A 24257-nucleotide genomic window follows, 5' to 3' on the forward strand; every position below is an offset into this window, starting at 1 on the left:
CTTCTTCGGATAACCTATTTACAGGTGTAAAGATCGGTTATCCGAGTTAAGAGGATGATTTAAAGCATATTATAGATATGAAAAGCTCCGATAAAAGTTTTTATCGGACACTGATGATTAACAAATTAATATTTTAAATAAATGGACTTGAATTTAGATTATTTCAAGTCCTTTTTTATTATATACATGCTAAGCACACCTAAGAAGGAACTATCTTTAGGAAACAGCTCCTTCTTTACATATAAATAGACTTTTAAAACATTTTTTCAACCTCACTCATTTAAGAATTCGATATACTCCCCTTCGAAAGAAAAATGCTCCATTACTTCATTACTTTTTTTTACTATACATTTATTTGAATTCTCAAATTTTATAATACTGTCGCCAACCTCAGCATATCTTCCAATAATATTAGTAGGAAATATATTTATAAACTCATCACTTTTAATTCTTATTTTTAAAAATGTATGAGGCAGTTTTTCACGTGGATTAAATTTTTCCTCTACCACTCCTTTAAATCCTGTACTATAATTAGTTAACACTTTATTTTCTCGTTGCAAATTAGTATAATATCCAATAACAAAAAAATGCAATGCTATTATAAGTCCAACTATAATTTTCTTCTTCATAATATAATTATTTTAGTATAGCTTTTTTTATGTATGTCCGTTTGATGTAATAAGACGAGAGTAATGTTGTAACTAGATAATTAAACTAGATAAAACCATTTTTTTTAAATTACTGTTTCTTGACTACTTACGTTTTTATATAAACAGTTCCTTTGCCCTATAAACTATCAGTATGACACTAATCGGAGATACATCTTTTTTTTATTAATATATCTCAAAATAAACAATAATCCTTATAGTAATCACTATTTTTGTTGTGTAGTACGATTTACAAAGACAAATGGCAAATTCAAAAGAACATTGGGAAGGTGTTTATAAGACAAAATCTCCTGATCAGGTAAGTTGGACACAAGTAGAACCGATTAACTCCTTGCGTTTAATAGCAGACTTTAATATCGCTAAAGATGCTAAGATTATAGACATCGGAGGAGGTGATAGTAATCTAGTTGATTTTCTTTTGACACAGGGATACACTGATATCACTGTATTAGATATATCAGGAGAAGCACTGGAACGTGCTAAGGCTAGATTAGGGGATAAAGCAAGTCAAGTTACGTGGATAGAAAGTAGTATAACTGACTTTGTACCTACTGAGAAATATGCTATTTGGCATGACCTAGCTGTGTTTCACTTTTTAACTAAAGAAGAAGCTAAGCAATATGTAGATTTAGTTAGCAAGGTGGTTAAAAAAGGAATTGTAATCGCTACGTTCTCTAAGCAAGGCCCTCTTAAATGTAGTGGATTAGATATTATTCAGTATAATGCTGAAGATTTAAATACACTATTAGAGCAGTCTTTTACTTTAGAAGAAAGCTTTTATGATGATCATACGACTCCTTTTAGTACTACACAAAACTTTGTCTATTGTCGTTTTTTAAAAAAATAAATAATTATAAATATGGGATTTAGTAGAGATATCCAATTTTCATCTGACAGACTATCTTACCTTATCGTAAATGATAGATTTAAAGAAGATATATTTCATGCATTAACACCTACAGTTGCTAAGTTTTTACCGTTCATACCTACAGGAAAACTAGAAGACACTCAAGGGTTTATAGACTATAGCTTAGGTGTTTTAGATCAAGGGACTGACATCACGTTAGTCGCTGTAGATAAAGACACTAAGGAGTTTATCGGATGCTGTGGTATACACGATATAAATGACGAGTCAATATCACTTGGAATCTGGTTAAAAGAATCAGCTTTCGGTAAAGGATATGGTCAGGAGCTTATCACTGCTTTAGAGACGTATGTGAATAAAAACCTTCCTGTTGATTACTTGATCTACAATGTAGAGAAAGACAACCATGGAAGTATTAAGATAGCTGAGAAACTTGGGTATATTTACCACAGTGATTTCGTAAGAAATATCAGCGAAGAGAAGATTCTTAATATGCTTCAATACCGCAAAGACAACGTAAAGAAATAATAAATGAGAAGTTCAAAAGGCATCCTGCTTTTTGAACTTTTTTTACAATAGAACAGCACAAGATTATGCAGTACAAAACAACAGAATTAGAACAAATCGACTTTAATACAATACCGTGGGAATCATTAGTTCACTATAACGGACGAGCTGATGACCTTCCGCCTCTACTTGATCAAGCGATAGGTAGTGATATTAGAAACAGTAGATATGCGCTATTCTCTATTGCGAATAATATCGAACATCAAGGTGGAGTGATTACTGTCACGCCAATTGTATTAATTCGCTTATTTCAATTGTTTGCAGAGACGCCACATAATCAAGATATGTTGCTTCGCATTATACTAAAAGTTGCTAAGGCTATTGGCTCACAGTGGGATCGTTTTAGAGATAGTGATGAGTTTGCTAATATCTGTTCTATACAAGATAGCTATAGTGACAAATCTCCTTTTTTATGGCCTGAGTTTGAAGACAGAGAACAGGATGCTTTAACATGGGCGTCTATGGATATGCAGAAAGTCTTTGATCACGCTTGGTTTTACACCAAAGAGGTTCTATGTGCATATCAACCTGCCGTAGAGCAAATCATCGCTCGTGATGACATTGAGCAAGGGCTAATCTATGATATCCTTACGGTTATCAAAATGGTTAAAGATCAAAAAAGAAATAGCTTATCTCTAGATAAAAAGTGGGCAAGTGATCGTCTAACTTATATCGTTATCAATGATACCTACTTAGACGATTTTATCACTCATCTAACACCTGAGATCACTAAATACCTCAGCTTTGACGCAAATGGCAATCGCCCTTTATTAAGCGAATACATCAGACGCTCGCGTATTGAAATCAACAATGGTACTGCTCTAGTCCTTGTTATCTTAGATAAAGAAACAAATGCGTTTATAGGAAGTTGTGGCCTAAGTGATATCAATGATGAGTCAGCAGAGATTGGCCTATGGTTAAAAGCTTCAGAACAAGGGAAGGGATATGGAACTGAAGTGACTAATACATTAATAGATATTACTAAGAATGAGATTAATACCTCATCTATCTTATATGCTGTAGAGAAAGGCAATCAAGCCAGTGAAGTCCTACCTCTTAAGTTTGGTTTCACACATAGCTATGATTTTATTATTGAACCAAGCCCTTTAAAAAACAGATTGAGAGAGATGCAACAATTCACTTTAATAATCAAATAATATGAATAACTCATTACCAATCACTTTTGCCATCAATAAGTCAAAGGTTGCTCTTTATCTTAGCGGTTCACTGTTATTAGTTATTGCAGGTATTTTTGTTTTTTACAATTGCTTAAATGGACAGGGAAGATATGTTCTTGGTTCTATCGAACTAACTTATGTTATCGCAATACTGTGTATTGTATTCTTTGGTTACGCCTCTGTTATGTTCCTCGTTAAACTATTTAGCAACAAACCAGGCATAGTCATTAACGAGCAGGGAATTATAGAGAATGCTACTGCTGTAGTAAATGGGTTAATACCTTGGAAGGATATTCAATCTGTTGAGTTATATACATTGCAGAGTCAGAAGTTTGTATTAATCTATGTACATAATCCTGAGGAATATATCGCTAAACAAAAGAATATCATTAAACGCAAGTCTATGCAGGCCAACCTTAAGACACATGGTACCTCGATATTCATTAATACGAATATGCTAAAGGTATCTGATGTAGAGCTTGCAATAGAAATAAAAAGACAACTAGAGTTACGACATTCTTAATCCATTAACCATGGCTAGACCTACTAATAAAACAGCATTATTAACGCATGCTGAAGCACTATTTGACAAGCTGATATCAACAATCAATTCACTTGACTCAACTCGTTTAAATGAAGATTTCAGTACAGATAGCCTTAATAAAAATATTAGAGATGTACTTATGCATTTATACGAATGGCATCAGATGTTTCTAACTTGGTATGAAGTAGGAATGAGTGGAGCTAAGCCTGTAATGCCTACTCATGGCTATACTTGGAAGACTACTCCGGAGCTAAACATTGCTATTAATCAAAAACACCAAAATACCACAGCGCTAGATAGTATCAAGAAGATCACTGAATCTCATCTAGCGGTACTTGCCATCATTAGACAACACAGTAACGATGAGTTATTCGAAAAGAAAAAGTACTCTTGGACAGGCAGTACTTCACTAGGTGCTTATTTAGTATCATCTACCTCTAGTCATTATGATTGGGCAATAAAATTCTTAAAGAAGAATGGCATCAAATAAGTGCCTGATGTTATTTTAGTTAAATACCGTCAACTGTCAACCGCTCCGCAAAGTCTCCCGACTTTGAGGAAACTTATCTCAAACTATTTCCACACATCGCATATTTCGGATTAAATACTAAACTGTAAACTATACCCCATAAACTTCTTAGCCTTACCTTGGTATGCAGCAGTTCTATGTGGGTAATTGACTTCTATTACCTCACTTATTAATAAAATATCTTCTCTATACTTCTTCCCTAATAACATAAGTATATCCATAGCAAAAGCCTCTGTTGCAACCTTAGAGTTATTAGATAACCAAAGTAGTGACACATCTACTAATTGTCTCTCTTGTTTCGTGGTCCTCACTACCTTCTTACTCTTGGCAACTAGCCAACAAATACGGCTTATTAAGCGTTTACTAGATTCATTAGTAATATCCTCTACTCTATCTAAGAAAGTAGCTAAGTAGGGCTTAATTCTAGTTATATCTTTATCTAAAATATCTTGTAACAGTACGCTACTCATGACATGAATAGGATCTTTAGTCTCAAAGCTATACTCAAGTAGAAACTGCAATACCTCTTCATCATTACCAATAACGGCTAATGTGTTCATCCTACTCTTAACGTGGATATCTGTCGCTAATACTCGCTGATAAAGTTCTGTATCTGTCATACTGTTTATTACTGATGTTCAAATATAACCATAATCCGCTCCTCAAAGTCTCCCGACTTTGAGGAATTACAATATTATGCCTTTATTTACTGTGACACGCAAAGTATTGCGTCTCTACCAACCTTTGCTCCGCAAAGTCTCCCGACTTTGAGGAAACTTATCTCAACGTATTTACACATATTCCGATTTAGCACTGTTAACTGTAAACCGCAAACCGTTAACCAAAAAAAAGCCCCAGTAATATCTACTAGAGCTTTCTTATTTTTATTCTGTAATACTATTTATGCTAATACTGGTATTATATGTTCCCAGTTTAACTGTTTTGCATAGTCCACTGGAGTTTTTCCTTCAGCATTCGGTTCGTTTTTATTCGCTCCTTTTGCTAATAACACCTCTACACTTGTTAAGTTACCTGAGATAACTTCTTTGTGTAAGAATGTATACCCTGCTTCATCTTTATTAGTCACTTCATCAGGATTCTCATCAATAAACTTCTCTAGACTTTCCTTCATATTCTTACTCATCGGATGCTCTATGATGTTCTCTGGATGCTCTCCTTGTTCGAATACATAGTTTACGTGATTAAAATCTCCGAAGTCTAATCCCCAAGCCTCATCGTGTTCTTTTCTTTCCTCTTCAGTCATGACAGAGCGCATAGCTTGTACTGTATATCCACCATACGTTTTACCATCACTGATAAACATCCAGTCACTAATCTGATCAAGTGTTACTCCTAACTCATCACCTTCTTTGATATCCGTGATTAAGTTTGGTTCATTTAATAACTCTCCATAAATAACATCTCCATCGAAGTCAACACTTCCTATCCACATATGCTCGATAATAGGCTCATCTTGGCCTTCTACTTCTTGTGTGAAAGCTACCTTTACACTCGCCATATCTAATCCTGGTACTATTCTTCTATATTCCCATGATAACTCTCTCCAAAAGTATTTGAATGTATCTTGAGCTTTCTTATATGCCTCTACTAAAATAGGGTCATCTCCTTTAGCGTAAAAAATCTTGTTCTCGTTTTCCATATTATATGCTTTATAATCTCAATAGACCTAACTGTGATCTGTTCTTACTTCAACACAATAGTGCATTGCTTTTGCAAAAATACTTATCTCTTTCGCTTATTCAAACGAATTCCTAAATAAACTCCTGTAATTGCTCCTAATAAGTGACCTTGCCACGAAATATTATCTCCTACCATCATCGGAAGCATTCCATAAACGATTCCTCCGTAAACAAAGAAGATAACAACGGATAATAACATTAACCAAAACTTCTTACTTACCCATCCACTTACGAATAAATAGAAAGCCAACATATAGATCACTCCACTAGCTCCTATATGACAAGAGTACACATCATTCTGTATCGCATTAAAGTTAGGTAACAGCCATACTCCCAATCCTGATAATAGCCAACCTGCTGTTAATACAGTCTTCGCTGACTTAGGATAAAACTGTAATGTCAAAAAAGACAAAACTAAAAAGGGAATAGAGTTACTCAATATGTGGTCTAGGCTTCCGTGAAAAAACGGAGATAATACAATTCCTTTTAGCCCTGTCACAGTCCAAGGAATTACTCCATAGCAACTCGTAAAAACACCTATATATTGCATAAAATACACTACCCACATTATCCCTACTAAGACAAGTGGGATAACTAAGGTCTGCTTCTGAATGTATACGCGTTTTCTCATTATTCTTTATTTTGAAATATATTTTGGATCAATGTAATCTGTAAGCCACACGCCATTAGCAGATAGATAAAACGCTATTCCATCCTTATACATCTTCTCTGCTAATATGGTCAACACTACTACTCTTCCATGACGAGAACCTACATTAGTAGCAGTTTCTTTGTCTTGACTAAGGTGTACATGTTGCCTGTTCATTTTCTTAATTCCTTCACTATTTATAGCACTTAAGAATCGGTCTGCTGTCCCGTGATATAAAAACGGTGGCGGACACTGTGATTCGAACTCTAGATCTACTGTGATAGAGTGTCCCTGACTAGCCCTAATCTTAGTACCATCCTCACTATAGGCATATCTCTTCTTATTATTGGTCTCTACTATTTCATCTAATTCTCCTCTAGTAAAAGATCTCTTGTGTTTACCACATTTATTGATTAACTCTTCCACATCTGCCCATCCATTATCATCTAAGGTTATTCCTATCTTACTAGGTTCGTGTCTAAGTATTAAACTCAGAAACTTACCTATACTTTTCTTTCTTACTTCATCCATTATTCTTCTAAATCTTTAAAACTCATACCTAATTCAGTTAATCTATGTTGTAGATTAATTAGGATATAGTTTTCTACTTCACTCTCTTTGTATTTCTTATATACCTCTTTATAACAACTTACTAATCGCTCATCATGTACACCTGCTAACCCTTGTATTGTATAGAGTATTACCCTTTCGTCCTGATCATATAGACATTGAATAAAGTAATCTAGATACACTTGCTTATTCTTTAATTGTCCTAAGGTATAAATAGCTTGCCCACGTATTTCTTTATTTGGAGATTGCAACCCTGCCAATACTAATTCACCATAATCAGGTGTCGCATCAGTCAGCACATAAGTATAAAAACGATAAGTTTCTTCATCTTCTATACTAGCACTATTGGCTTTAAGCAGTGGTAGCCAATATGGTTTATCCTTTCCATACCAATGTATTCTTTGCAATACATGTAGCAAGTTCTCACTCACTTGTTGTTCTAAAAAGGGAATTGCCTTAGTGAAGTTCTCTTTAGACAAAATAGTAGTCAAGTTCAACGCTATTGACTCCGGAGTATTCGGAATAACATCTATAATCTCTTGAATGATACATGCTTCAATAGTACTCTTTTTTAATAAGCCATCTAACAATGCCAATTGCTGTGTTTCATCAAGTGTATTTTTATAAGAATCCCATAAGAACGCACTATTTCCTCCTATCGAATAACCAAACCAACCCGCATCTTCACTTACTAAATCTCCCGAAATCACTTCGTCTAACCATCGTTCATACCAATCCAAGAAATGCTCTTCATAAGCAAAGACGGGCTGATAATCCTCGTTTAAATAGACTATTCTACCTCTATATTCTCCATTTAACACAAGACAAGTAGTGATCGCACATCCTTGAGTACCTATAGCTAATAATCCACTATATAACTTCTCTAAAACAGCATAGTAATCCTCATCCGAAATATCTTCTACACATAAGCTTTTAGAGTACTCATCCCATTCTTCTTCTTTCATACCCGGATGTAAGATAGACGATTTAGATATCGCACATTGAATATCTTCTACATTCACATCATCTAAGCACTCACCTAAGGGATAGATACCATAATAAGGTCCTGCGGCACTACCCATATAAGCATCTTCCACTACATTACCATTTCCTACTTGAGTTAGAAACGCTACATAAGCTTCAGGTAATTGGATAGTATATTTTTGTTCAAAATCACGTATTACCTTCTCACTAACGACATCTCCTATCTTATACTGATGAGCATCTGCACCAAAAACGATTAAATCCTGATCGCAGTCTGCTACTCTAGACAATTTATGTTTTATTCTCTCTATCTGTGTATTCATCTAACTTCTTTCTTTTCTCTGCAAATAAAATGATTATATATCAAAAGTTAGCTGTTCAGTCAGATTATAAGCTACCAAACTCTTTCTTGTACAAACTAAAGTTCTCAAAATCATAACAGACAAAGATTACCTCTTTGATAGCGTCATTACTATCTAAGAATGATTTTACAGTATCAATAGCTACTTTAGCTGCCAATTCTTTAGGAAAACCGTAAATACCTGTGCTTATATTGGGAAAAGCAATCGTGTTACACTGATTATCTACAGCTAGCTTAAGGCTATTGAGATAACAGTTCGCTAACATTCTTTCTTCTTCTTTCTCTCCCCCATTCCATACAGGACCTACTGTATGTATGACATAGTTAGCAGGTAGTTTCCCCGCAGTTGTGATTACTGCCTCACCTGTTTTACACCCACCTTGTTTGGCTCTTATAAGTCTACATTCTGCCAAGATGTCCTCTCCTCCAGCACGGTGAATAGCACCATCTACTCCCCCTCCTCCTAATAACGAACTATTAGCAGCATTAACGATAGCATCTACTTTCTGTTGAGTGATATCTCCTTGTATTACTTTCATCTTCTCATTCATATACTTTTATTTAAAAATTCTCTCGTAAAAATATTCAAATCAACACCTCTACACTCAGGCATAAAGTGCTTAATAATCGGAACGTAAGCATCATGCATACCGCTATATTCCTTAATCTTTTTTCTATTCTTTAGAATATACCCATCATAAAAACAATTCTTATCTTCTCCTACAACATGAATCACTCCTATATCAAGATAGGGATGCTTTCTACTAAAATATTCTAGCTTAGTATCATATTCATACACTTCCTTTTCTGCATTCTCATCATTTAATAACGCTTCTATATCCTTAAAAGCAATCAGAAAACGTTGAGTATGATAATCTATATTCACTACTCTACAAAAAGGAAACAACTCACTTAACTCTGCATTAAAGGCATTCTCATTATAATCAACTAATGGTAATAGGATATAAGACGCTTCCATAATAATTTGTTTTAAAGTTCTGATAACCTAATTTACTCTAAATAACGGATTGTATCGTAAACAAATCCTTAAGTAATCATAACTAAAACATTAAAATTACATCTTATACAAGATAAATAAAATATTTTAACCCTAACCTTACAGATTATAAATTAATCTCAATAATATTTTATTCTTTTAAATTCAGAATACACTATATACAGATAAACGAAAAGTACCTATACAGAAAGACCTACCAATATGCTATAATAGCCTCTTGACTGAGTTGCACCTCCATTACCTCTGCTTCTTTATTATCTACTAATAAACAGTCATACTTATCTAATGTGAAAACTTCTTTATTCAGTGTAATTTCACTTCTCTCAATAGCGAATATACAGAGTACTCTTTGCTTTATACTAAAAGAGGCATCACTCACCATTACTACCTCCTCTGTAATACTATTATGTAGCATTAGATTAAAATCTTTGCCTTCAGAATAGGAAGTAATTCGATCAGTAGAATTGAATGCAAAAAGAGTATTATTTGCATAATACTCTTTCTTATCATTTAAAACTAAGTTAAGATCTCCTTCTAACATCACTAAATATCTGTGATACCCATCAAATCTAGTAAACTCCGAAGGTACTGATTCAATAGTCGCACTGCTAATTCGAAATTCAAAATATCTATCTGCATATGCAGCTCCTTTAGGATAGATAGCGTACTCATGAGTCTGTCCACCTGTCCATAAGGCAGGAATGACTTGCTCTTTTCTTATTATCTCAATATTCATCAATAATCTTTCTTATTTTATCTAAAGGTAGTCTTATAGTGGAAGAAAACGTACGTCTTTTTCGTATGTTTTATCTACTACTAATATAACACAAGGGTGTGTCGTAAAAGTCCTAACCTCATCCTCTTGCTTAATCACATAAGTCAATTCTAGAGCGTCACCATTCTCTACTAATTTAGCGATTTCGAATGTAGTATCTTTCTCTGATGGTTGACCTACTAATGCTAATACAAATGATTTTTTAAAATCTATTTCAGTTGGTTTACCATCTTTTCCCATCACTGTAGCCATCCCAAAGAAACGATCAAAGTGATCTTGAGAAGTAATACGCAAGCTCTCTACCTTCTCATTCTTCACTGTATTAAGCACATAATACCCTTTAGCTACTCCATAAGGGACGGCTTCACTTTTAGTTTCTTCCTTTGTCTCTATGGCATTCACTCCATCAACTTTCTCATTCTTTGCTGTATTGCAACTTCCAAGTGCAATTGCAAACATCGCTATAACCAATACGTTTTTTATCATAACATTATTTTTATATATAACTTATTAAAATTGATTTTATTGTAATTCTATTCAACTTAAACTCTTAATTATTATGTCAATTTTAAACTTTCTGTATTAATATACTTTACTAAAGTATGCAAATAAACCTAATAATAGTATAAAAAAACAAAGCTTTTTTGACATTTATCGTCACTATTCAAAGATATTACTATATTTATCCCAAACAAATGATATCTATCATCACAATCGATTAACTATGAAAAGAACAACTTTTTTTACAGGAGCTATACTTGCTTCTACTTTCACCTTTATGACGCTGACTGCGTGTAACAGTGATGATAATAACAATAGCAACAACGGAAAAGAATATGTCTCTGAGAAAGACTATTCAATGACTAAGCTAGATGAAGCTAGTTCAATAAAAATAATGACATATACTATGCCTTATCTAAATGGTAAGACACAGAATGCAACAGCCTTAATTATGTATCCTAAGACACCTAAACCTACAGATGGTTATCGTATCGTAGTTTGGGCTCATGGTACAGTAGGGGTAGCAGATGCCTGCGCTCCTAGTCAGAACCCTTTAGGTGAAAACTTCAAAGTAGCTGCTCAGGCCTTATTAGCACAAGGATACGTTATCATAGCCCCTGATTATGAAGGGCTAGGTACACCAGGTATTCATCCTTATTTACATCTAGCTAGTGAAGCTAACTCTGCATTATATGCTGTGAAAGCTGTAAAAAGTCAGTTTAAAAAAGACTTTAACGGAGCGTGGATGTCTGCAGGACAATCTCAGGGTGGTCAAGCATCACTTGGGATAGCTGAGTTTGCTAATAATGACGCTTCTTTTAAAGGAGCAGTAGCAGGTGCACCTGCTTCTAGTTTAGGTAAGATTATCCTAGAAGTAGCCCCTATAGCATTAGCAGGTCTTGAAACTCAAGAAATAAAAATGAATCAACCTCTAGAACAGAGAAGTTCTGTATCAGCTTATTCTACTTTACTAGCGTATGCAGCACTAGCTGGTGTAGGTATTAAAGCAGAGAAGCCTTCTTATGATTATACTTCTATATTTGAAGATAGAGCTAAGGGATTTGCTAAACTTGCAGAAGGTACTAATGGAGATAATGGTGACTGTCTTGATGGTGTTCGTCAAGCTTTTATGGCTGACATTATAAAGTTCATGAAAGAAGATCCTAAAAACAAAGTAATGCAATATCCAGGTCTTAACGCTGACAAATTTAAGAATGACCCTATTATTAAACAATTCTTACTAGATAGTCAGCCAGGTACTAAAAAGATAGACAAACCTGTATTAGTTATCCAAGGGAAAGCAGATACTAATGTACCTGCTGTCGTAACTTCAGCTATGGTAAAAGGACTACAGGATTTAGGTTCTCCTAATATAGAGATTATCCTAGTAGATAATGCAGGACACACACAAGCTATTGTTTGGAAAAACAAAGAACTAGTAGAATTTATCAATAAATATATGCCTGTTAAATAAGCATTTATCTAACGATAACAACAATAAAATAAGGTCACTAACATAACGCTAGTGACCTTATTTTATTTATATACCTTTAATACCCAAGAGTATTTAAGCACATTCTTAATTAAATTTCGTGTTGTAACACAAAGAACTTGTTATAAGTCTCTTTTCTAGGTTTTCTAGGATAGAATACTATACCTACTGTACCATCAGATACAGGGCTAATACCAGATAGAACCAAATCATTATTATCAATAGACAACACTTCTTTAGTTAACAAGTTTTGGTATCCTTTCTTATTCTTGTTATAGAATAGCTCTACTAACTCATCATCTTTAATCACTAACCATCCGTTACCAAACTCTGTAGTGAACTGTACTGCATTAGCATTATCGCTAACACGTTGTGGTTGCCAAGTACCGAAGAACTCATCTCCTATATTAAACAAGTCTCCATACATCCCTTCTCCATCTGCATCTATCTCTACGATACCTACTTCTCCATTCTCTTCACATAATAAGAATGACTTCTCATCAAAAGATAGTGTCAAGGCCTCATGTACAAATGGGAAATCGAACTCTAATAATCTTCTTCTGATCTCTTCTCCATTTACATCTATTTGGCGGTGTAACCATCCGTCTTCAACCTCAGTGATCAAGTGAATCTCTCCATTGCGTACACAGATTTTATTGTCCTTAGGAAATGGTATCGCAACTTTATTCTCCTTTACTAATACTCCATCTACATACTCTAATACACTCATCACATCACCTGCCTTATCACTCCAGATATCTACATTATAGAAGATACTGTGATTAGCTGTACATCCTACGAAACGTCCGTCTAACGACTTACTTCCCTTAAATCCTTTTGTACTTTTATCCAATACTGCATAAGAGAACATCTCTTCTACCTCTTCGTCAGTACTGACTAAAGAAACAAAATTCTCTTTACTAGGGCTTAAAAACAAAATAGGCAATACTCCTCTTGTCTCTTTCTCCTCCGTTGTATTTCCCTCTTTATCTATGATAGTATATACTAATTCGTATGGACTAGTAGCACCCTCATTAGAGTTAACATAATTCGCGACTAACAATCCTTCTTTACTCCAACAGCTCCCTTTCACACTTAATGCATGAGGTACTTCTATTGTAGATATTAATCCAAAAGGTGTTTTTTCGTTCATAAGATTTTGATCATTTTTAATTCATCACAAAGGTAACAAAAACAATACAGACATCTGATGTCTATCACACAAAACTTGTTAGTCTACTATTTCAAACTAGATAACCTAAAAAAAAACATCTTAGTCAGAAATATCAAAAGGCGTTTTTTTGTGATGGCGTGATGATGTTGTCTGAAAGTTTAATAATCTTGTTATATACAAACTACTTTTTCAAAAAAACAAAAAACCGAAATCACAAAAAAACAGTAAAGTAATTAAATAACCACGTCCCCTATCTCATTTGCCATTTTCTTAAACATAGCAGAAGCAAATGGACATAGCGGTAATACTTTAATCTGTTTCTCTCTTACATAAGGAATAACACCCTCTAGTAAAATAGCCTTCCCTACTCCCTTTCCATTAAATGCTTCTTCCACACCTGTATGATCAATAATAATCTTATCTGTACCTGCCACAGAATAAGTCATCTCTCCTGCACGTTGTCCATCTATATAAGCTATAAATGCTCCTTTATTCTCTTGAGCTTCATGTTTTATTTCCATAATCTTTTATTTATTGGTTAATGTTATAGTAAGCTTCTATTTTCTGCCGCTAGTTCCCTAAATCTAAATAGCTAATTCCGTATTTATAGTCACTTCGCCTGTCAATACCTTATGTACAGGACATTTATCAGCTATCATATATAATCTCTTCGCTATATCAGCATCTAAAGAAGCTCCTTCGAAATACACTTTTCTATTAAAAGTAGTTTTCGTACCAGAACCATCCCTAGTCATCGCCACCTCAACGATAATCTTATCTGCCTTCCATTGTTTTCTATCCATATACATACGCAACGTCGCAGCAGTACAACTCGCAAGAGAAGTTGCTAATATCTCAAAAGGGTTAAATCCCTTATTTTGTCCTCCAAGATCTGTAGGTTCATCTGTAATTAAAACATTTGTTCCTGCTGTAACCTCAGTATAATATAATTCGTTGCCTAATACGGCTTTCACTGTAATATCCATCTCTTATTTTGTTTTGTTTTTAAATGATTTCATTCCATCAGGAAAAGGTACATAGCTATCACTATCGCCCTCAATTAATGGAAATACCTCGTAATTCTGATTAATCCAATCTTGTTTTGCTTGTTCTAATTTATCTGTATCGTGCGATACGAAGTTCCATAAGATATAACGCTCTTCAGGCAGTGGATGGCCTCCGAAAATATACACTGTTGTATTTGGCATCATCTCAAACTCACATAGTGTACTATCATTTGCTATCAGTATATTTTTAGATTCATACTCATGCTCACCACTCTTCACGCTTCCTTCTAAAATATACATCGCTGCCTCTCCAAATAAACCATTACCTATGCTAATCGTTTTTTGTTCTGTTGACTTTATCTCTATATAATATAAAGGGCTGTAGACAGGTACAGGTGATTTCTTTCCTAATGCCTCTCCTGCAATAAGTTTATAAGACACGCCATCCTCTTGCCAACTCGGCAACTCTTGAGCTTCTATATGCACAAAAGAAGGTTCTATATCTTCAAGCTCTTTTGGCAGAGCTATCCATATCTGCAATCCATGTAAGATTGTATCCGGTTTATTAATTCGTATATCATCAGGCATACGCTCTGAGTGCACCACTCCCTTACCTGCTGTCATCCAGTTAACCGCGCCAGGAGTGATACGCTCTATACTACCAATACTATCACGGTGCATAATCTCTCCTTCGAATAAATAAGTTAACGTAGAGAGCCCAATATGCGGATGAGGATCTACATCTAGGTTATCGTGATCTACCACTGAGATAGGTCCCATGTGATCTATAAAAGTAAATGGTCCTACTGAGCGCTTCTGTCTAAAAGGCAACAATCTACCAACTAAAAAATTACCAATACTCGCTGCACGCTCTTCTATAACTAAATCTACATTTGACATAACATATATATTATTAATTGATAAAATATCTAATTGTAAAACTAAGAAAGATCTAACCACTACGAGTTAACATAGATTAAGAACCACTCTTATCTCCTAAAGATACGGATTCTACAAAAAGTATAGACTTAAAAACGCCTTTTAACTTTTAATATCAAGCTGTTTCAACAAATAAATACAGTTTGATTAAGAGTTGATACAATGGTTATATTGACTTTTAAAAAATAATAATCCATTTACCCCAGAATCAATGATAGACATATAAATGAAGAGTAACTATATAAGATAGATGTGAATTAGTGATTTCAGCATACTATAGTATAGTTATAGAGCTAATGAAAAAGCCATAAAGTAGAATGGCTTTGTAGTAGTTGGCTAATATGAGTCTTGGATTTAAACATCCTCTTTCATATACACTCAATTTAAATCCGTAAATTTGCAATTCTACTTAATTAGAAATCTACTATATTAATCTAACTAAGGATTACAGATTCTATCACTTATCTCAAGACAAAAATCACCTTATTACCTACTCATCTCTATGAAGTTGCTATCTCTCTTTGTATGAATGTATATTGACAGCATCGTGTATCCATACTGTCTCCATTAAAAAGACTGTTTTAATGGACTCACTATGGACTCATAATGGACTCACTATGGACTCACCCAAATCTAAATAGCATAAAAGCACGTATTATATCCTAACAATGTATAATCTGATTAATTTTAAGAAATAGCCTTGAAGATTGGCCTAAAAAATATAATAAATATTGATATTCATAACTTTACAAAGATATGTATTTAAAACCAAACCTTTTTAACACACCTTTAGAAAAAGGTCTAAAAAAATAAAGCATAAGTATGGAAGTACCTATGCTTTATAAACAAAACCTAAATAATAAAAATTTTATTATTGGTTTGATGCTAATTAACCTTGTTAACATCACTCAAAAAAAATAACTATGAAATATAATACTACGTTTATAGTATTACAAATGCCGTGCCAAAAACACACAATTAACTAGTTTTCAGTGTTTTTTCAACCCAAATTACGCGATAGACATATAAACGAAAAGTAATTATACAAGATAGGTCTGAATTAGCGACACAAGCATACTTTAGTATGGTTTTAGAGCTAATGAAAGAACTATGAAGTAGAATTGCTTTGCAGCATTTGGCTAATGCGTAATCTAGGTTTAATCCCATTGATGATTAGAAGAAATAGCTAGTCTACCTGCTCCTGTAAAAAATAGACCTACTGCTACTAAGGCATAGATACCTAATAGTTCTACCTTCCACCCGCCGTTATCATTTAGACTAAATACGTCTGCACTCTGTACTAATAACATAGCTGTAATACAATTAATAGCAAAGACTAAACTCGCTAATCTTGTTCTATATCCTATCAATAATAAAATAGGTGCGATAACTTCTCCAACATATACACCATAGCCAAAAAATGCAGGTAGGCCTCGGTCTACTAATATTCCTTGGATAAAAGATATCCCATTAAACAACTTACCTAAACCGTATAATAACATTGGAAAACCAATACCTATACGCATTACTAATAACCCTACGTCTTGATTCTTATTCATCTCTTATAAATTTACTTTTGCGAAAACACCATAATTTTCTAAGTGCTTCCATGAATTATTAAACTGTTCTAAATTAGTGGCTAAGCCAAAACTATATTGCTCATATTTTACCCCTAGCCTAATGTGTTGAAAACCTCTTGTATACTCCTCTTTATTTACATTTCCCACAGCAGATACTCTAAAAAGTCCCTTCACTTTATCAGTGATACTAGGTGTATATTCAAAAAGAATAGACTGTTCTAATGTAAAGCCTGCTTGATATGTTGTCCCCACAGAATAAGAGAATAGCATTTCCTTTCCTACCACCTGATACTGAACCAACATACTGGCGAACTTACCCGGATTCTTAATACCTATAGAGGTATTAAGACTAAAATATTTAGAAAATTGATACACTAAAGTATTGCGCATAAATAGGATATTATGCTTGTCATTATCATATTCGGTATCAAATAAGATTAGGTTTTGAAGTTTTACCTTATCACTAATTTGATAATTAAAGGTATGCGTATAAAAATAAGAACGGTTACCTACCATTCCTTCAGGAGTGAATGAAAACTTCTGTGCGAATACTGTCTGTCCAAACACTATAAAAAATAGAGTATAAAAAAAAGCTAATCTCATCTGCTTACTATTGTTGTTTTGTGTAAGGCAAATGTATTAGCTCGTGATAAGGTGGTTCTTAAGATAACTTAAGAAACGCGTTATAGGTGTTTTTTCTTTAAATAACTAAGAAACTCTGGGGTAACACCTAAATAAGAAGCAACGATATACTGTGGCACACGTTGTTCTATATCTCTATACTCTTTAATAAACTTCTGATAACGTGTATAAACCTCTGTACTTAAATTTTCTATCATACGCTCTTGAAGAGCTACATAGGCACTCTGAATCTTAATACGAAAAAAGGTAGAGATTTCAGGAACATCGATATAAAGTTGCTCTAGATTAGATTGACTGATTTGTAGAATAACGGCAGGTTCTATCGCTTGGATATACATCTGCGAATCTTTCTGAGTAAGAAAACTATATAAATCATTCACCCACCAATTCTCTATTCCTATCTGAAGAGTATGTTCTTGACTATTTTCATCTAGATAATAACATCTTGCACTTCCCTCTGCAATGAAACGCATATGTTTAGAAGGTTGCCCTGGAGTAAGTAATAATTCTTTTCTCTTTAACTTTACTATTTCCACTGCTTCTAACACCCTGTTCACAGCATTATCATCTAATTGAATTGTCTGCCTTAGGTGAGCGCTAAAAATCTCTAAGTATTGTTCATTCATTGTTTACTAATCTTATTACAAGGGACAAAGAAAAGGCATCTAAAGCACATAAGAAATAATAACTTTAGCTTCTAAATGATCTATTAATGAATATATTCAAATATTTTAAGATAAAACTATCACAGAACAAATAAAGGTATTTCATATTTAAAATAACATACTTACTTTTAACATATAACAAGTAGATATCATATTTAATAAATTCCATAATAGCACACATAACAACACAATTAGCTACTTTTTCATTACTAAAAAAGGGACTTTCATTGTTTGATGAAAGTCCCTTTTGTTTTGGATACAACTATAAATTCAAGTTAGGATTTACAGTCTATAGTATATTGTTTATTCTCTAATTATGAAGCAGCTACTACTTTAAGTCCTATAATAGAACCTATCAATGTTGCGATAAAGAACATTCTCCAAAATGTAGCTGGATCTTTAAATACAAAAATACCTACTAATACAGTTCCTACTGCTCCGATACCAGTCCACACAGCATAAGCTGTACCTAATGGTAATGATTGAGTAGCCTTTACTAATGCTGCCATACTCAATACTAATGCTAGTAAAAAACCTGCATACCAGCCGTAAGATTCTACTCCAGATGTTTCTTTCGCTTTACCTAAACAAAATGTAAATGCTACTTCGAATAGTCCACCTATCACTAAAATAATCCAGTTCATTTCTCTTTAAAAATTTAGGGTGCAAAGGTGAATAATAAAAATGTTTTATTTTTTATCAAATGAAAATAAAAAAGTTAATTATTTTTAGTATTACTCTGCTATCTACATACTACAAGACAGACAAGAGTTCGCAAAAGACAGAATACTCTTGTTCAAACAGGTATATAACTGCTCTGATAACCTTATATAAACCTGCTCTTGTTCTTTAGAGCTAAAACCAGCTATATCATTCCAAGATCCCATACCACTGAATACATACGCTCTATCTGACGCTTCCATTAAAGCTAATGCTTCATCTGTATATATCCCCTCTACTATCATATCCTTTAGATAGGTAGAGGTAGACGGCTTGCCTTTAAGCAGCACTTCTCTTGCTCCTTTAAATATATTCTTCCAATTATCTAAATCCTCAATAGTACAGAAGTCTACTAGGTTTTCTAGAATAGATTTTAACTCATCTATCTGCTGCTTTATATCGTACACTTCACTAGGTAGCTGATCGACAGGAGCTAGTTTATACGTCACTGTCCAGATTCGGTTAGAACCAAGCTTGCGTTGATCCTCGTCTACGACCCATTTACTGTACCAAAACTCTGACTTCCCCTCTAAAACGACCTCTACCATCCATACTCCTGCCCCACCTACAAACCCTGCAGACATACGTTCTGGAATATTCTGATTAGGAATAGCCTTATAAAACAGTTTTACTTCCTTTACTCCTCGATACTTTAAAGATATAAACCAATCAATTGGTGCCTGTGTAGTATATTGATTCTCATTTCCCACTACAGGAACGTGAAACAATACTTTATTACAGTACATCGAGATCTTTTCTCCTTGATTAGATATCTCTGGCAACTGATCACTAAGATAAGCATTAGAATAGCTCACTATACTAACCATCTGAAGTATGGATACATTCATTGTTCTAAAATTATTGCCACTAAATTAAATGAAAACTCGCTTATGAACAAGAAATGTAACAGAATATAAGATAGTATTATGCCTAATAAATTACCAAACCTCACAAAGACAACTTATAAAAAGTAAAATAAAAACAGTACCTTTCCGGAATAGATTACTCCATATATTTTCACAGATGCCTAGTCCAGTAAAGATACCTTACCAGAGCTTTATCAAGATAGATAGAAGTTCCTCTACAGCCATTTATATGCAGATAGCTAATCAGTTTAGCAATGCCATTCAACGCAATTTTATACCTGAGGGAACTAAACTACCTGGCACTAGAACCATCGCAATTCTATTAGGTGTAAATCGAAATACTGTAGTAGCCGCCTTTGAGGAAATAACGACTCAAGGATGGATAGAAATGATTCCTAACAAAGGATGTTTTGTCTTAAGCAAGAAATCTTACAGTCCTAACAAATCAAACGAAATAGATTATAAGACTATTCAACAATACCCTGTCAAAACAGGATACTCTTTTCAGTCTAATAATATTCTTGATTCTCCTCATGAAGTTACTCACTGTGACAATCTATTTAACGATGGGTCTACAGATACACGCATCATTCAAATAGATCAATTATCCTCATTCTACAGCGCTAATCTAAAGAGGAAAAGCAATCGAAAAAAGTTATATCATACGGCTTATGAAGACAACTATTCTTTTAAAAAGAATATGGCTAATTACCTCAACTTATCAAGAGGTCTTCACGTAACAAACAAGAATATATTAATCACACGTAGCACTGAGATGAGTATCTACATTGCTTGCCGTGTACTACTCTCTAAAGGGGATAAAGTATTAGTAGCTAATCTTAGTTATTACGCGAGTAATATGACGTTTCAAGAAGCAGGCGCACAGGTATTAACTGTCCCTATAGATGATGAAGGTATTGATGTAAAAGCAGTAGAGAAGATGTGTAAAGACCACACTATACGTATGCTTTATCTAACTCCTCATCACCACTACCCTACTACTGTCACGCTAAGTGCACAGCGTAGAGTGCAGCTTTTAAACCTTGCTAATAAGTATGATTTTATTATTTTAGAAGATGATTACGACTATGACTTCCACTATGATAAGAGTCCTGTACTTCCACTAGCAAGCGTGGATACAGAGGGTATGGTCGTTTATGTTGGTTCTTTTGGCAAGTCATTAGCTCCAAGTTTTGAGAATGGTTTTATCGTAGCACCAGAGAGTGTATTAGTAGAAATGCAAAAGTATCTTTACCTACTTGATCCAAGAGGAGATGTTGTTATGGAACAGGTTTTAAATGAACTTATAGAAGAGGGTGAGATATTTAGATATTTAAAGAAAGCTTCTAAAATATACAAAGAACGAAGAGATACTTTCGCTCTCTTATTAGAGCAGTACTTCAGTGATCATATCACCTTTAAAGTTCCTGCAGGTGGGTTAGCGATATGGACAGAATGGAATACTCCTATTAATCTTATGCATCTACACAAAGAATGTAGTAAGAACAATCTGTTTTTGCCTAAAACGCTTTTATATCAAGATAGAAAACTCACAGGAATAAGACTAGGATATGGCCATCTAAATAAAGAGGAGATGGAAGTCAACTTAGATATACTATATCGTTCTATTCATACTATATCAGCCAAATAAAGGTAGCATACGAATAACCAACACACTTCAACAATAGAAGTATTTTAGCTATATTTGTTTATTATAATATTTTTTAACACCAAATATGAAAGCAATTAAGATTTTTAGCTTCGTTATATTAAGTATAACCTTATTCGTTAGTTGTAAAAAAGAAGAAAACTTTACACGTCCAGAAATGAATGAGCAAGAAGCTGTAGCTGCAAAGTCTGTTCAAGGAGAATGGACTGAGTTTACTCCTTTTAACGCAGACAAACCAAAGAGTTTTATACTAAATGAAAATGGGGAAGCATCTTCTACCAACATCATTAATAATGAATATAAAAATTGGTGGGTATCAAATCACTATTTATATGTAATCTCTAAGAATGCTGAAAGCAAAAATGATACACTGATCTTAACGATGAAAGCGGTAAGTGATGATGTTATTGTATTAGAACAAAACGGTCAAGAATATACTTATAAGAGAGTCTCTAAATAATAAGCTCTTCATCATAAACAAGGCGAGTATAGTTACATTCTATACTCGCCTTGTTTACTTTATATTATATCAAGATAGGTATCTTGTGAATATAAGCTATCTGAAATACCTTATCTGTAACAGCATCACTAACGAGGAAACCTTTATACTTAGGAGAACTCATTTCTTTATACACTCGTTTTGCCTGACTACTTAAGCCTTCTCGCTTTAGATAGTTATTAAACCCTGTTACATTCTGCTCGTGTGAAGCAAAGCAACACATAAAATCAATAGGATACACAAAATGTTCTGAAGACATAAACTCGTTTAACCTCCATCCATATTCAATAATATGGTTTATCAACTCTTTTTCATTTATAAAAAGATCAAAGATAGTCTCTACATAATTAGCAAATAAAGATGCCATAGTATCTCTAAACTCTGATACGTTCTTCTGTGTAATGTCCCAACTAAACTTCTTAGGCATCTCAGGAATTATCTCTTGTAGTTGGGCTATAAATACTGTATCTACTGCTAGATCGCGACTTCTATACTTGTTTAGTCTCCATTCTTTTAATTGCTCAGAGAGTACCATTATGACACAAGAGATAGCCATACTCTCTTTCACTTCACTATTAATAATGTGAAACTTAAGTACTAATTCAAATCCATTACTAGCAATAGTATGTTTTAAGACTAGTCCTTTCTGAGTAGATATAAAACCTCGCTGAACATAAGTCTGCCCAATATCATTTACAAGATTCAAAACTGTTTGTTTCCCTATCATAATCAGATATAAATCAATCGCCTTACTCTCTCACTAATTCAATACAATCTGTAGAATCACCTCTATTCTCTAGCTCCATCTTATAGATTAGCGCTTCTAATTTTCTATAGAAATTAAAGTAAGAAGCAAATAGTAAAATAGTAATTAATATCACTGTATGAATAAGAATACCTAGCTTAACAATATACATCACATCAAGAATAGCCATAACTCTATACTGATACATACGCATAAAATATATTAAGATAAAACTAATCCATATAAGCAATATCCAATAAGGCTTAAACTTTTTTAGTCGTACAGTAGTGCGTTTTTGTATATACAACACTGCACAGATAGTCATCTTATTAAGTAATCGATAAGGCATAATAAAATTAAACACAGGTACTAACCACCCGAATAACACCCAATACTTAGAATCTTTAAGTCTAGGGTCAACACGTTGCATATTAACATAGGCTCTAAAAAACCAAACGATAAATAGGATTAAAAAGAATACACTAGCTACCATATTAAATATTGTAACGATGTAGTTTATTGTTTCGAATCTCATCAGGTCTTTATTGGAATAGTGAATCCCTGCACTTACATTATTATAAATCACATACTGAATGAACAAGCAGTTTAGGCTTGCTACAGATGAAATAATCAACAACTTAATAGCAACTGCTAATACATTACCTCTACTAACATTAGACAACAACATAGAATATACATTTATCTCCAAAGTTCTTGACTTTGAATCTTGATTTCTTTTACTTTATTCTTTTCTTTATCTCCTATTTTTTCTTCGCAGACTACCCAATACATCAGCTTTCTATTACTCTTAGGGTTTGTATATACACAACTTAACAATGGAGACTCAGGATTATTACCCTTGCCATTTTTATAATTCATAGGCGTGGTACAATAAGGCATTAGTTCATCCACTGTCGTATTGTATAAATAGGCTTTATCATTAAAAGTCACTTTACCTGATGCATCTTTCTTATATCCACTGTCTATTAAGAACTGAAGAGTATAGTACAGTTTATCCCCTTGCTTTAGCTTCTCTACGGAAAAACGAGGTTCTTCTGCTGTTTTATAAGGAATATAATACAGTGTATCTCCTTCGAAGTCATCATATATGCTGTAGTCCATCTTTCCCTCTTGCATCTCTTTAGGTGCTATAGCTAAAGTCTTAAGAATATCACGTACTTGTGCATTATCTACATGCTCTGCTGTGACTAATTCCATTAACTTGCCTATCTTCTGACTAAATGCCTTTTCTTGTGCTTGTATAGTGATAACACTAAACAAAGCTATGATACTCCATATCGCTTTATACATAACTATCTATTTGATTTCTCTAAATTATAACAATTGATG

General features: G+C 33.8%; 30 protein-coding genes. 8 read left to right on the plus strand and 22 right to left on the minus strand.

Annotation, left to right across the window (positions count from 1 at the left end; genetic code table 11):
* Positions 1-272 precede the first annotated feature (272 nt).
* On the minus strand, positions 273-629 hold the full coding sequence (locus CF599_RS14870; RefSeq protein WP_121966787.1) for a hypothetical protein: 357 nt from the start codon (positions 627-629) through the stop codon (positions 273-275).
* 280 nt (positions 630-909) lie between these two features.
* Between CF599_RS14870 and CF599_RS14875 the strand changes: the two genes are divergently transcribed.
* The 5 genes from CF599_RS14875 to CF599_RS14895 all read left to right on the plus strand — a co-directional run bounded on the left by CF599_RS14875 (position 910) and on the right by CF599_RS14895 (position 4312).
* Positions 910-1515 (plus strand): class I SAM-dependent methyltransferase, encoded by a 606-nt coding sequence (locus CF599_RS14875; protein ID WP_121966788.1) that lies wholly within the window; start codon positions 910-912, stop codon positions 1513-1515.
* A gap of 12 nt (positions 1516-1527) precedes the next feature.
* A complete protein-coding gene (locus tag CF599_RS14880) occupies positions 1528-2061 on the plus strand; it encodes a GNAT family N-acetyltransferase (protein WP_121966789.1) in 534 nt (177 codons plus the stop codon).
* 65 nt (positions 2062-2126) lie between these two features.
* Complete coding sequence (locus CF599_RS14885; RefSeq protein ID WP_121966790.1) at positions 2127-3257, plus strand: GNAT family N-acetyltransferase; 1131 nt, start codon at positions 2127-2129, stop codon at positions 3255-3257.
* 1 nt (position 3258) lies between these two features.
* Positions 3259-3801, plus strand: coding sequence for an STM3941 family protein (locus CF599_RS14890; RefSeq protein WP_121966791.1), 543 nt, complete (start codon positions 3259-3261; stop codon positions 3799-3801).
* A 10-nt stretch (positions 3802-3811) separates the two neighbouring features.
* Complete coding sequence (locus CF599_RS14895) at positions 3812-4312, plus strand: ClbS/DfsB family four-helix bundle protein (protein WP_121966792.1); 501 nt, start codon at positions 3812-3814, stop codon at positions 4310-4312.
* Positions 4313-4422: 110 nt separating this feature from the next.
* Here CF599_RS14895 and CF599_RS14900 read toward each other — a convergent pair whose 3' ends face one another.
* From CF599_RS14900 to CF599_RS14940, 9 genes are all read right to left on the minus strand, one after another.
* Positions 4423-4971 (minus strand): hypothetical protein, encoded by a 549-nt coding sequence (locus tag CF599_RS14900; protein WP_121966793.1) that lies wholly within the window; start codon positions 4969-4971, stop codon positions 4423-4425.
* A 281-nt stretch (positions 4972-5252) separates the two neighbouring features.
* Complete coding sequence (locus tag CF599_RS14905) at positions 5253-6011, minus strand: DUF2314 domain-containing protein (RefSeq protein ID WP_121966794.1); 759 nt, start codon at positions 6009-6011, stop codon at positions 5253-5255.
* 83 nt (positions 6012-6094) lie between these two features.
* The gene (locus CF599_RS14910; protein ID WP_121966795.1) at positions 6095-6682 is read right to left on the minus strand and encodes a rhomboid family intramembrane serine protease; all 588 of its coding nucleotides are present in this window, start codon (positions 6680-6682) and stop codon (positions 6095-6097) included.
* Between the two features lie 6 nt (positions 6683-6688).
* Positions 6689-7231 (minus strand): RNA 2'-phosphotransferase, encoded by a 543-nt coding sequence (locus CF599_RS14915; protein ID WP_121966796.1) that lies wholly within the window; start codon positions 7229-7231, stop codon positions 6689-6691.
* Positions 7231-8577, minus strand: a complete 1347-nt coding sequence (locus CF599_RS14920) for an SMI1/KNR4 family protein (protein ID WP_121966797.1) — start codon at positions 8575-8577, stop codon at positions 7231-7233. Before CF599_RS14920 ends, CF599_RS14915 begins: the two co-directional genes overlap by 1 nt.
* 64 nt (positions 8578-8641) lie before the next feature.
* On the minus strand, positions 8642-9166 hold the full coding sequence (locus CF599_RS14925; RefSeq protein ID WP_121966798.1) for an O-acetyl-ADP-ribose deacetylase: 525 nt from the start codon (positions 9164-9166) through the stop codon (positions 8642-8644).
* Positions 9163-9594 carry a hypothetical protein gene (locus CF599_RS14930; RefSeq protein ID WP_121966799.1) on the minus strand — a complete coding sequence of 144 codons (432 nt, stop codon included), beginning with the start codon at positions 9592-9594 and terminating at the stop codon, positions 9163-9165. The genes CF599_RS14925 and CF599_RS14930 overlap by 4 nt, the downstream gene beginning before the upstream one ends.
* 232 nt (positions 9595-9826) lie before the next feature.
* Positions 9827-10369 carry a HutD family protein gene (locus tag CF599_RS14935; protein ID WP_121966800.1) on the minus strand — a complete coding sequence of 181 codons (543 nt, stop codon included), beginning with the start codon at positions 10367-10369 and terminating at the stop codon, positions 9827-9829.
* 33 nt (positions 10370-10402) lie between these two features.
* Complete coding sequence (locus CF599_RS14940; RefSeq protein WP_121966801.1) at positions 10403-10894, minus strand: hypothetical protein; 492 nt, start codon at positions 10892-10894, stop codon at positions 10403-10405.
* 238 nt (positions 10895-11132) lie between these two features.
* On the opposite strand from CF599_RS14940, the gene CF599_RS14945 reads away from it, so the two are divergent.
* Entirely contained in the window at positions 11133-12383 is a 1251-nt protein-coding gene (locus tag CF599_RS14945; protein WP_121966802.1) for a S9 family peptidase, read from the plus strand.
* A 109-nt stretch (positions 12384-12492) separates the two neighbouring features.
* Here the strand turns inward: CF599_RS14945 and CF599_RS14950 are convergent, their stop codons facing one another.
* The 9 genes from CF599_RS14950 to CF599_RS14995 form a co-directional block, all read right to left on the minus strand.
* On the minus strand, positions 12493-13554 hold the full coding sequence (locus tag CF599_RS14950) for a hypothetical protein (protein ID WP_121966803.1): 1062 nt from the start codon (positions 13552-13554) through the stop codon (positions 12493-12495).
* 254 nt (positions 13555-13808) lie between these two features.
* Positions 13809-14096 carry a GNAT family N-acetyltransferase gene (locus tag CF599_RS14955; RefSeq protein WP_121966804.1) on the minus strand — a complete coding sequence of 96 codons (288 nt, stop codon included), beginning with the start codon at positions 14094-14096 and terminating at the stop codon, positions 13809-13811.
* 63 nt (positions 14097-14159) lie between these two features.
* Positions 14160-14561: an OsmC family protein gene (locus CF599_RS14960; RefSeq protein ID WP_121966805.1), complete on the minus strand. Its 402-nt coding sequence runs from the start codon at positions 14559-14561 to the stop codon at positions 14160-14162.
* 3 nt (positions 14562-14564) lie between these two features.
* Entirely contained in the window at positions 14565-15482 is a 918-nt protein-coding gene (locus tag CF599_RS14965) for a pirin family protein (protein ID WP_121966806.1), read from the minus strand.
* Positions 15483-16678: 1196 nt separating this feature from the next.
* Entirely contained in the window at positions 16679-17080 is a 402-nt protein-coding gene (locus CF599_RS14975) for a DoxX family protein (RefSeq protein WP_121966807.1), read from the minus strand.
* 3 nt (positions 17081-17083) lie between these two features.
* Positions 17084-17704 (minus strand): hypothetical protein, encoded by a 621-nt coding sequence (locus CF599_RS14980; RefSeq protein ID WP_121966808.1) that lies wholly within the window; start codon positions 17702-17704, stop codon positions 17084-17086.
* An 80-nt stretch (positions 17705-17784) separates the two neighbouring features.
* Positions 17785-18369, minus strand: coding sequence for a Crp/Fnr family transcriptional regulator (locus CF599_RS14985; RefSeq protein WP_121966809.1), 585 nt, complete (start codon positions 18367-18369; stop codon positions 17785-17787).
* A gap of 353 nt (positions 18370-18722) precedes the next feature.
* Positions 18723-19052, minus strand: coding sequence for a multidrug efflux SMR transporter (locus CF599_RS14990; protein ID WP_121966810.1), 330 nt, complete (start codon positions 19050-19052; stop codon positions 18723-18725).
* 102 nt (positions 19053-19154) lie between these two features.
* Entirely contained in the window at positions 19155-19976 is an 822-nt protein-coding gene (locus tag CF599_RS14995) for a hypothetical protein (RefSeq protein WP_121966811.1), read from the minus strand.
* A 175-nt stretch (positions 19977-20151) separates the two neighbouring features.
* Between CF599_RS14995 and CF599_RS15000 the strand changes: the two genes are divergently transcribed.
* Positions 20152-21645, plus strand: a complete 1494-nt coding sequence (locus CF599_RS15000; protein WP_121966812.1) for a PLP-dependent aminotransferase family protein — start codon at positions 20152-20154, stop codon at positions 21643-21645.
* A gap of 85 nt (positions 21646-21730) precedes the next feature.
* Positions 21731-22123, plus strand: a complete 393-nt coding sequence (locus tag CF599_RS15005) for a lipocalin family protein (RefSeq protein WP_121966813.1) — start codon at positions 21731-21733, stop codon at positions 22121-22123.
* A gap of 64 nt (positions 22124-22187) precedes the next feature.
* On the opposite strand, the gene CF599_RS15010 is transcribed toward CF599_RS15005, so the two are convergent.
* From CF599_RS15010 to CF599_RS15020, 3 genes are read right to left on the minus strand one after another with little or no spacing between them, the layout of a single operon-like run.
* Positions 22188-22889 carry a hypothetical protein gene (locus tag CF599_RS15010; RefSeq protein ID WP_121966814.1) on the minus strand — a complete coding sequence of 234 codons (702 nt, stop codon included), beginning with the start codon at positions 22887-22889 and terminating at the stop codon, positions 22188-22190.
* A gap of 22 nt (positions 22890-22911) precedes the next feature.
* Complete coding sequence (locus CF599_RS15015; protein ID WP_121966815.1) at positions 22912-23595, minus strand: DUF4328 domain-containing protein; 684 nt, start codon at positions 23593-23595, stop codon at positions 22912-22914.
* 11 nt (positions 23596-23606) lie between these two features.
* The gene (locus CF599_RS15020; protein ID WP_121966816.1) at positions 23607-24218 is read right to left on the minus strand and encodes a hypothetical protein; all 612 of its coding nucleotides are present in this window, start codon (positions 24216-24218) and stop codon (positions 23607-23609) included.
* Positions 24219-24257: the final 39 nt, after the last annotated feature.

This window comes from Myroides sp. N17-2 (assembly GCF_002286775.1).
In the GTDB taxonomy this organism is placed as follows: domain Bacteria; phylum Bacteroidota; class Bacteroidia; order Flavobacteriales; family Flavobacteriaceae; genus Flavobacterium.